Annotated in this window: 7 protein-coding genes, 1 pseudogene and 1 riboswitch; of the genes and pseudogenes, 5 read left to right on the top strand and 3 right to left on the bottom strand. The window is 50.9% G+C overall.

Annotation, left to right across the window (positions count from 1 at the left end; genetic code table 11):
• Both aroE and mtgA read left to right on the top strand, forming a co-directional pair.
• Nucleotides 1–124 (top strand): annotated as a pseudogene (gene aroE, locus ACTHS3_RS03325) (shikimate dehydrogenase); the annotation flags it as partial.
• A gap of 2 nt (nt 125–126) precedes the next feature.
• Nucleotides 127–828 carry a monofunctional biosynthetic peptidoglycan transglycosylase gene (gene mtgA / locus ACTHS3_RS03320; protein WP_003684244.1) on the top strand — a complete coding sequence of 234 codons (702 nt, stop codon included), beginning with the start codon at nt 127–129 and terminating at the stop codon, nt 826–828.
• Between the two features lie 39 nt (nt 829–867).
• Here the strand turns inward: mtgA and pncB are convergent, their stop codons facing one another.
• Together pncB and ACTHS3_RS03310 are read right to left on the bottom strand one after the other, a co-directional pair.
• Nucleotides 868–2,088 (bottom strand): nicotinate phosphoribosyltransferase, encoded by a 1,221-nt coding sequence (gene pncB / locus ACTHS3_RS03315; RefSeq protein ID WP_070625050.1) that lies wholly within the window; start codon nt 2,086–2,088, stop codon nt 868–870.
• 92 nt (nt 2,089–2,180) lie between these two features.
• Nucleotides 2,181–3,476, bottom strand: a complete 1,296-nt coding sequence (locus ACTHS3_RS03310) for a M23 family metallopeptidase (protein ID WP_003748435.1) — start codon at nt 3,474–3,476, stop codon at nt 2,181–2,183.
• Nucleotides 3,477–3,838: 362 nt separating this feature from the next.
• Between ACTHS3_RS03310 and ACTHS3_RS03305 the strand changes: the two genes are divergently transcribed.
• Complete coding sequence (locus tag ACTHS3_RS03305) at nt 3,839–4,819, top strand: hypothetical protein (protein WP_049337014.1); 981 nt, start codon at nt 3,839–3,841, stop codon at nt 4,817–4,819.
• Between the two features lie 6 nt (nt 4,820–4,825).
• Here ACTHS3_RS03305 and rfaQ read toward each other — a convergent pair whose 3' ends face one another.
• Nucleotides 4,826–5,908, bottom strand: a complete 1,083-nt coding sequence (gene rfaQ / locus ACTHS3_RS03300) for a putative lipopolysaccharide heptosyltransferase III (protein ID WP_049337016.1) — start codon at nt 5,906–5,908, stop codon at nt 4,826–4,828.
• 147 nt (nt 5,909–6,055) lie between these two features.
• Nucleotides 6,056–6,100: riboswitch (PreQ1 riboswitch) on the top strand.
• A 3-nt stretch (nt 6,101–6,103) separates the two neighbouring features.
• On the opposite strand from rfaQ, the gene queF reads away from it, so the two are divergent.
• Together queF and ACTHS3_RS03290 are read left to right on the top strand one after the other, a co-directional pair.
• Complete coding sequence (queF, locus tag ACTHS3_RS03295; protein ID WP_003748427.1) at nt 6,104–6,577, top strand: preQ(1) synthase; 474 nt, start codon at nt 6,104–6,106, stop codon at nt 6,575–6,577.
• Nucleotides 6,578–6,677: 100 nt separating this feature from the next.
• Complete coding sequence (locus ACTHS3_RS03290) at nt 6,678–7,355, top strand: 7-cyano-7-deazaguanine/7-aminomethyl-7-deazaguanine transporter (RefSeq protein WP_070625051.1); 678 nt, start codon at nt 6,678–6,680, stop codon at nt 7,353–7,355.
• Nucleotides 7,356–7,507: the final 152 nt, after the last annotated feature.

Below are 7,507 nucleotides of genomic sequence, written 5' to 3'. Positions count from 1 at the left end.
CGGCGCGGCCGAAGTTTCAGACGGCCTGGGCATGCTGGTCGGTCAGGCTGCCGCCTCTTACCATATTTGGCGCGGATTTACGCCCGATATCCGCCCTGTTATCGAATACATGAAAGCCCTGTAACCATGTTCCGCATCATCAAATGGCTGATTGCCCTGCCCATCGGCATCTTCATCTTCTTCAACGCTTATGTGTACGGCAACATCATTACCTACCGCGCCGTCGCGCCCAGCAAAACCGCCTTCATGTCCATGCGCATGAGCCAGTTTGCAAAAGAAGGCCGCGATGTCGAGCTGGATTACCGCTGGGTGCCTTACGACCAAATCTCCGTCAACCTCAAAAAAGCCCTGATTGCTTCCGAAGACGCTAACTTTGCCGAACACAGCGGCTTTGACTGGAACGGCATCAAATACGCCATGAAACGCAATAAGCAAAGCGGCGAAGTCAAAGCCGGCGGTTCGACCATCAGCCAGCAACTGGCAAAAAACCTGTTTCTCAACGAAAGCCGCAGCTACATCCGCAAAGGCGAAGAAGCGGCAATTACCGCGATGATGGAAGCCGTTACCGACAAAGACCGCATTTTTGAGCTGTATCTGAACTCAATCGAATGGCACTACGGCGTATTCGGCGCGGAAGCTGCGTCCCAGTATTTCTACAAGAAACCTGCCTCCGCCCTCACCCGCCAACAAGCCGCCAAACTCACGGCGCGCGTTCCGGCTCCGCTGTTTTACGCAGACCACCCTAAGAGCAAACGGATGCACAACAAAACCAATATCATCTTACGCCGGATGGGTTCGGCAGAATTGCCCGAAAGCGATATGGATTAATTAAAAAGGCCGTCTGAACATTTCAGACGGCCTTTGTTTTTAGGCTTTCTCTTCCGGCTCCGGTACGTCAAACACTTGGCGCAGGTAAGCAAGGAAGGTGTTGTTGGTGGTCATGGTTTTGCCCGGGGAGTCGGAGAGCTTGGCGACGGATTGTCCGTTACACTCGACGAGCTTCAAGACAATGTTCAAAGGCGTGTGTCCCAAGTCGTTGGTCAGGTTGGTACCGATACCGAAACTGGTTTTGAAACGGTCTTTGAAGTATTGGTGCAACGCCCATGAACGCTCAATATCGAGGCCGTCTGAAAAGGTCAGCATTTTGGTGCGGCTGTCGATTTTGAGTTTTTTGTAATGCTCGTAGGCTTTGTCGCCCCAAACATAAGGATCGCCGCTGTCGTGGCGCAGGCCGTCGAAGAGTTTGGCGAAGTACAGGTCGAAGTCACGCAAGAAGGCATCCATGCCGACTACGTCGGTCAGGGCGATGCCGAGGTCGCCGCGGTATTCGTGTACCCAGCTTTCCAGCGCGGCTTTTTGAAAGTTGCGCAAACGTACGTCCAAGGCTTGGAAGGCTTGGAGGAACTCATGCGCCATGGTACCGATGGGTGTGATGCCGAGTTTTTTGGCCAGATAAACGTTGCTGGTACCGCGCACGATATCGGGAGCAGCTTCCAGCAAGGTGCGGATAACGTGTTCCTGCCATGCAAGGGTGTAGCGGCGGCGTGTGCCGAAATCGGAAATCAGGAACGGCGGATCATTCGGATTTTGAGTGGCCGCAATTTCTTTCAGCTGTTGCGCTTTGGCCTGCAGACGGCGCTCACCCTCTTCGATGACGGCAGGCGTTTCCAAGCGGCGGAAATAGAGTTCGTTGACGATGGCAAGAATGAAAATCTCGAAGAACATCGCCTGTATCATCGGGCCTTCGATGCGGATGTTCAGACGGCCTTGATCATCAGGGCTGACTTGGACGAAGCGGCGTTGGAGTTGAAAAAGTTCGAGATAATCGACAAAATCGCTTTTGATAAAACGCAGGCTGCGCAGATAGTCGAGTTCGTCATGGGTAAAGCGCAGCTGGCACAGGGCGTTGAGCTCGCGTTCCAAGTCTTCTTGAATATCGGCCAGCGGATACACCATCTCTTTGTTGCGGCAGCGGAATTCGTAGAGGCTGTGGGTTTGCGGGAATTGGTGCAACACGACTTGCAGCATGGTGAATTTGTACAGGTCGGTATCAAGCAGGGATTGGATAATGGGCTGATAAGCAGACATAAGTTTTCTCTGAGTAAACGTGGGCGTTGAGGTATCGATTTTAATGGGAAAGGCCGTCTGAAAGAAACCTTATTCAGACGGCCTTTATCTTATTAATCCAGCTGCGCTACGGAAACCGGCAAAGAGCGGATGGTAGACAACATCGTGCTGGCATCTTTTTGCTGTTTGCGGAACGCGGCCATATTGGTCGGGGTCAATTTCGGCGTCGGCAGGGCGACGGTAGTCGGGTTGACCGGCTGGCCGTTGACGCGTGCTTCGTAGTGCAGGTGCGGGCCGGTCGAACGGCCGGTTGTACCGACAAAACCAATCACTTCGCCGGCGCGGACTCTGCCGTCGGCAGGGCTGAACGCGCTCATGTGGCCGTACAGGGTTTCCACACCGTTGGCATGTCGGATCATCACGGTATTGCCGTAGCCGCCTTTCCAACCTTTGAAAATCACTTCGCCGTCGGCAGCAGCCTTAATAGGCGTACCGGTCGGCGCGGCATAGTCGATACCGGTGTGCATACGAACGGTATGCAAAACCGGATGGACACGGTAGCCAAACGGGGAAGAAATGCGCGTGTATGCAACAGGCTCGGTATTAAAGCCTTCTTTTTGTTGCAGGGACTTACCGTTTTGGTCGTAGTAGCTGCCGCTTTCTTCGTCGCCTTTGCCTTGGCTGTAATAATAGGCTTGGTAGGTTTTGCCGTCTTTAACCACTTCAGCCGCCAAAATATCGCCGACCGCCATTTGTTGGCCGCGGAAATACATGCTGTTGTACAAAAGACGCACGGTATCGCCTTCTTTCAAATCGCTCATATTAAACGAGTCGGCAAAGATTTCTTTGAGCTGGATATACACTTCGGAAGGGATTTCGGCACGGAGCATATCGCCGATGGCGGAAGTGCGGATTTGCACAGAACGCAGGGTCGGCATGGTTTTCATGTCGATTTCGGCATTGGAGATGCGCCATTTACCTTTGACTTTTTCCAAAGCCACCAAGTTGCGTTCCAATTCTTCATCAGTAAAGAATTGAACGTCGGTCACTTGGCCTGAAGAATCGATGCGGATGTTGACGGATTGGTTGGTCCGCAGGTTTTTCATGTCGAGGTTGGCATTGTTTTTCGCCATGATTTGCTTGATGTCTTCTTGGTTGACACCCATACGTGTCAAAACGTCTGCCAAAGAGTCGCCGGCTTGGACGGCTTCTTGCGCCCAATAGCTGGATTGATAGGTATTGGTTTCCACATAAACGGCAGGCAGCTCTTCGGAAATACGCTCGACTTTAAAATCGGTTTGTGCAGGTTGAGGGTCGGTAATGGCGTATGCGGTCATGATGCCTGAAGCCGGCAGCAGAAACGCTAAGAGGGTTGCTTTGAATCGAGTGGAATATTTGTTTTTAATCACGCGTTATCCTTAATGGGGCGGTCTGTTTTTGAGGTTTGCAGAATGCCGGCACATCCGGCCTGCTGCGACCGCCTGCTGGTTTAAACAGTTTTGGGGATAAAGGACTTTGAGTCTTTTTTCCGATCTGAAAATCAGGTTTTCATTCGGAATGAATGAGGTCGTGTTTGAGATTGACGTTATTATCAGGGCTATTGTGTTGATTTACACCCTGTTTTTCTGAAATTTACGCCACGCATTTTAGCATGGCAGCCCGTTTTTTCCAAACCGGCCGTCTGAACGGCTCTTTTTGAGTACGTGAGGGCAAGGTTCCGAAACGCATCATTTGTCGCGTAAAATAACGGTTTTTCTATCTATTTGCGCTTATGAAGCTGACCCTCGCCCTCCCCTCACTCAACCGCTTTGCCGACGAATCCGTCCCTGAGCTTGCCTTACCTGCTTTTAACCGTCTTTTGCGTTACGGCACATTACGCAAAGAAACACTCAGGCCGTCTGAATTTTACGGACGCCATTTGTGGGGCGGCAGCCTCATTGCCCAAGTGCAACGTTTACGCCACACAAGCCAAAAACGCACAGCCGCTTTTGCCTCTCCGGTTTGGCAACAGATGGGCATGCACCATGTCAACATTATCAGTGGCGAGTTTATCGGCATCCAAAAAGAGGAGGCGCAACGGTTATGTGCGGACTTGTCGGCGTTTTATCAAGATAAAGATTGGCAATTCGAGCCGCTTTGCGAAAGCATGTGGCTGCTCAGTATGCCGACGATAGAAGATTGGGGGGCGGAATGTGTTTTGGATGTGTGCGGGCAGCCGGAAATGGACGGTCAGGCGCACGGCAAAGATGCGGTGTCTTGGTTGGCCGTGCAGACGGAAATCCAAATGTTTCTCCACTCGCATCCGATTAACCAAGCGCGTGAACAACAAGGATTGCCGGAAATCAACGGTTTGTGGCTGTGGAACGATGCGAACGGCACACAGTCTGCGGATATTGTCGCCTCAGACAGCGCATGGGCGCGTTTTTTAGATACGCCCAAACTCGATGCGCCGTATGATTTGAAGGCTTGGTTTGAGATGGTTCAAGAAACAGGCAGCACAGTTTCAGACGGCCTTATCTTTTTGGACGACTTGGTTTCCACCTTACAGACAGGCGATGTTTGGGCATACAAAGATATTTTGGAAAGCTGGGAAACCCGTTGGTTTTCGCCTTTATGGGACGCACTCGCCTCAGGCCGTCTGAAAACTGTATGCATTACCACAGACGGCGAAAACGGCGGCACGCTGGAAATCGGCCGCCGTTCCAAATGGGCATTTTGGCGCAAAGCTAAAACGTTTAACGGATCGTGGTAAGCGGTTTTAAGCCTCCAACGCCTCCAATTTGGCAGAAATTCTATCCCACACATCCTGCAAAGGAATCGCTTTCAACAAACGTGTCGGATCGTTGGTATCGATACTGTCGGGGTGAGGCAGTTCGGCATAATCGCCGGCATAAATGACTTCGGCCTGCTCGGAATACGGACGCCATTTATCCACCCATGATGCGCCAAACAAAGCGATTTGCGGTTTATCCAAAGCTGCAGCGATGTGCATCGGTGCGGAATCGACACCGACAAACAGCTTGGCGCCCTCAATGGCCGCCGCCAATTCACGCAGGCTCAAACATCCGGACAACACATATACTTTTCTGCCTTCCGGAATATTCAGACGGCCTATAATTTCCTGAAGCATGTATTGTTCGACAGTGTCGGGAGAAGCAGTCAATACGACATTCTGTCCGCTGTTGAGCAGAAGTTGTACGATGGCGGCGTTTTTGCCGTCTTCCCAACATTTGAAATGCCAACGCGCACCCGGGTGCAGTAACACATAATCTTCACCGCTCCACCCCTGCTCACGCAATTTCTGCTGCATGCTTTCCCTTGCATCTTGTGCTACCCAAAGGCGTACCTTCGCATCGGCGACGTCTTCAGGCTGGATAAGCGGCGCAAGGATATTCAATTGGTTTTCAACGATATGATGGCTGGGATCAAGCTCATGGTTGATAAAATCATGACAGAAACGCCACCAAAAACCGTCGCGCTTGATGCAGTCAAAACCCACACTGCAACGGGCGCACAGTTTGGCGATTATTGCCGCGCGCCATTGGTCGGACAGGTTGAAAGCCCAGTCGTAATCGCGCGCCTTCAGCTTAGACAAAAGGTTTTTCTCACACGCCAACTGCTTGAATACGCCTAGCTTCTTCCAATTTCGATCAATGGTCAAAATCTGCGCAATCTGCGGATTATCAGCAATCAGCTGCTCCGTACCGGCATACACCAGCATATCGATTTCGCAATCGGGGAAACGGGTTTTCAGCGCATCGACCACCGGCGTGCTCAAAAGCACATCGCCATGATGGCGCAATTTGATGATCAGAATACGTTTGGGTTGGGCTAAAGACATACAAAACTTTCAGACGGCCTGTTGATTGGCTGCTATTGTAAAGCGGAAAACAGGTTTCATAAAATACAAAACAGGCCGTCTGAAAGCTATCCTGCTGATTCATCGCTATAAAATCCGCACAAGTCATGCAATTTATATTACAATCCGCACCCCGTGGTTCGAAAACCTCCCACATTAAAAAACTAAGGAAACCTCATGTCCCGCAACAACGAAGAGCTGCAAGGCATCTCCCTTTTGGGCAACCAGAAAACCCAATACCCAAGCGAATACGCGCCTGAAATTTTGGAAGCGTTCGACAACAAACATCCAGACAACGACTATTTCGTCAAATTCGTCTGCCCCGAGTTCACCAGCCTCTGCCCGATGACTGGCCAGCCCGACTTTGCCACCATCTACATCCGCTACATCCCCCATATCAAAATGGTGGAAAGCAAATCACTGAAACTCTATCTCTTCAGCTTCCGCAACCACGGCGACTTCCATGAAGACTGCGTCAACATCATCATGAAAGACCTCATCGCCCTGATGGATCCGAAATACATCGAAGTATTCGGCGAATTCACACCGCGCGGCGGCATCGCCATTCATCCGTTTGCCAACTACGGCAAAGCAGGCACAGAGTTTGAAGCTTTGGCACGCAAACGCCTGTTTGAGCACGATGCACAATAATCCTATTCAGACGGCCTAACGCCCTTTTCATTGCAAGACTTCATTTATTGCACAGTCTTGCAAGGCTTCATGCCGTCTGAAAAACTTCCGAAAGATTTCCATGTACGAATTTACTGCCGCACAGCAGAAGAAAGCGCTCTTCTGGCTGGTGCTTTTCCATATTTTTATTATTGCCGCCAGCAACTATCTGGTGCAGTTCCCCTTTCAGATTTTCGGTATTCTTACCACTTGGGGCGCATTTTCCTTCCCCTTTATCTTCCTCGCTACCGACCTGACCGTGCGCATTTTCGGCGCGCCGTTGGCGAGACGGATTATTTTTTGGGTGATGTTCCCCGCCCTTCTGCTCTCTTACGTCTTCTCCGTCCTCTTTCATGACGGCAACTGGACAGGCTGGGCATCTTTGGCCGAATTTAACACCTTCGTCGGCCGCATCGCATTGGCCAGCTTTTCCGCCTATGCGCTCGGGCAAATCCTCGATATTTTCGTGTTCAACAGATTACGCCGTCTGAAATCATGGTGGGCTGCCCCTACTGCTTCCACCGTGGTCGGCAACGCTTTGGACACGCTGGTGTTTTTCGCCGTTGCCTTTTATGCGAGCAACGATGAATTTATGGCGGCAAATTGGCAGGGCATCGCATTTGTCGATTATCTGTTCAAACTTGCCATCTGCACCCTCTTCTTCCTGCCCGCCTACGGCATCGTATTGAGCATCTTGACCAAAAAACTGACTTCCTTAAACGTCCGTCAAGAAATGCCCGAATCGGTTTTAGCCGAATAAGCAATAGATAAAAAACAAGGCCGTCTGAAACTGTAATCGTTCAGACGGCCTTTTATGTTTTCAAATGATTAACCGGTCAATTGTTTGGTAATCAGTTTTTTCAGCGGCGGGAAGTTATTGCTTGCACGCAATACCAAACCGCGCAGCAGTTT

Source organism: Neisseria sp. P0009.S007 (assembly GCF_051962515.1).
The sequence above is the reverse complement of the archived record's forward strand: the minus strand, read 5'-3'. Positions and strand labels throughout refer to the sequence as shown.

Bases quoted from the DNA above. Each gene is read 5' to 3' on its own strand.
- mtgA (WP_003684244.1), top strand. From the start codon at position 127: ATGTTCCGCATCATCAAATGGCTGATTGCCCTGCCCATCGGCATCTTC.
- pncB (WP_070625050.1), bottom strand. From the start codon at position 2,088: ATGTCTGCTTATCAGCCCATTATCCAATCCCTGCTTGATACCGACCTG.
- ACTHS3_RS03305 (WP_049337014.1), top strand. From the start codon at position 3,839: ATGAAGCTGACCCTCGCCCTCCCCTCACTCAACCGCTTTGCCGACGAA.
- rfaQ (WP_049337016.1), bottom strand. From the start codon at position 5,908: ATGTCTTTAGCCCAACCCAAACGTATTCTGATCATCAAATTGCGCCAT.
- queF (WP_003748427.1), top strand. From the start codon at position 6,104: ATGTCCCGCAACAACGAAGAGCTGCAAGGCATCTCCCTTTTGGGCAAC.
- ACTHS3_RS03290 (WP_070625051.1), top strand. From the start codon at position 6,678: ATGTACGAATTTACTGCCGCACAGCAGAAGAAAGCGCTCTTCTGGCTG.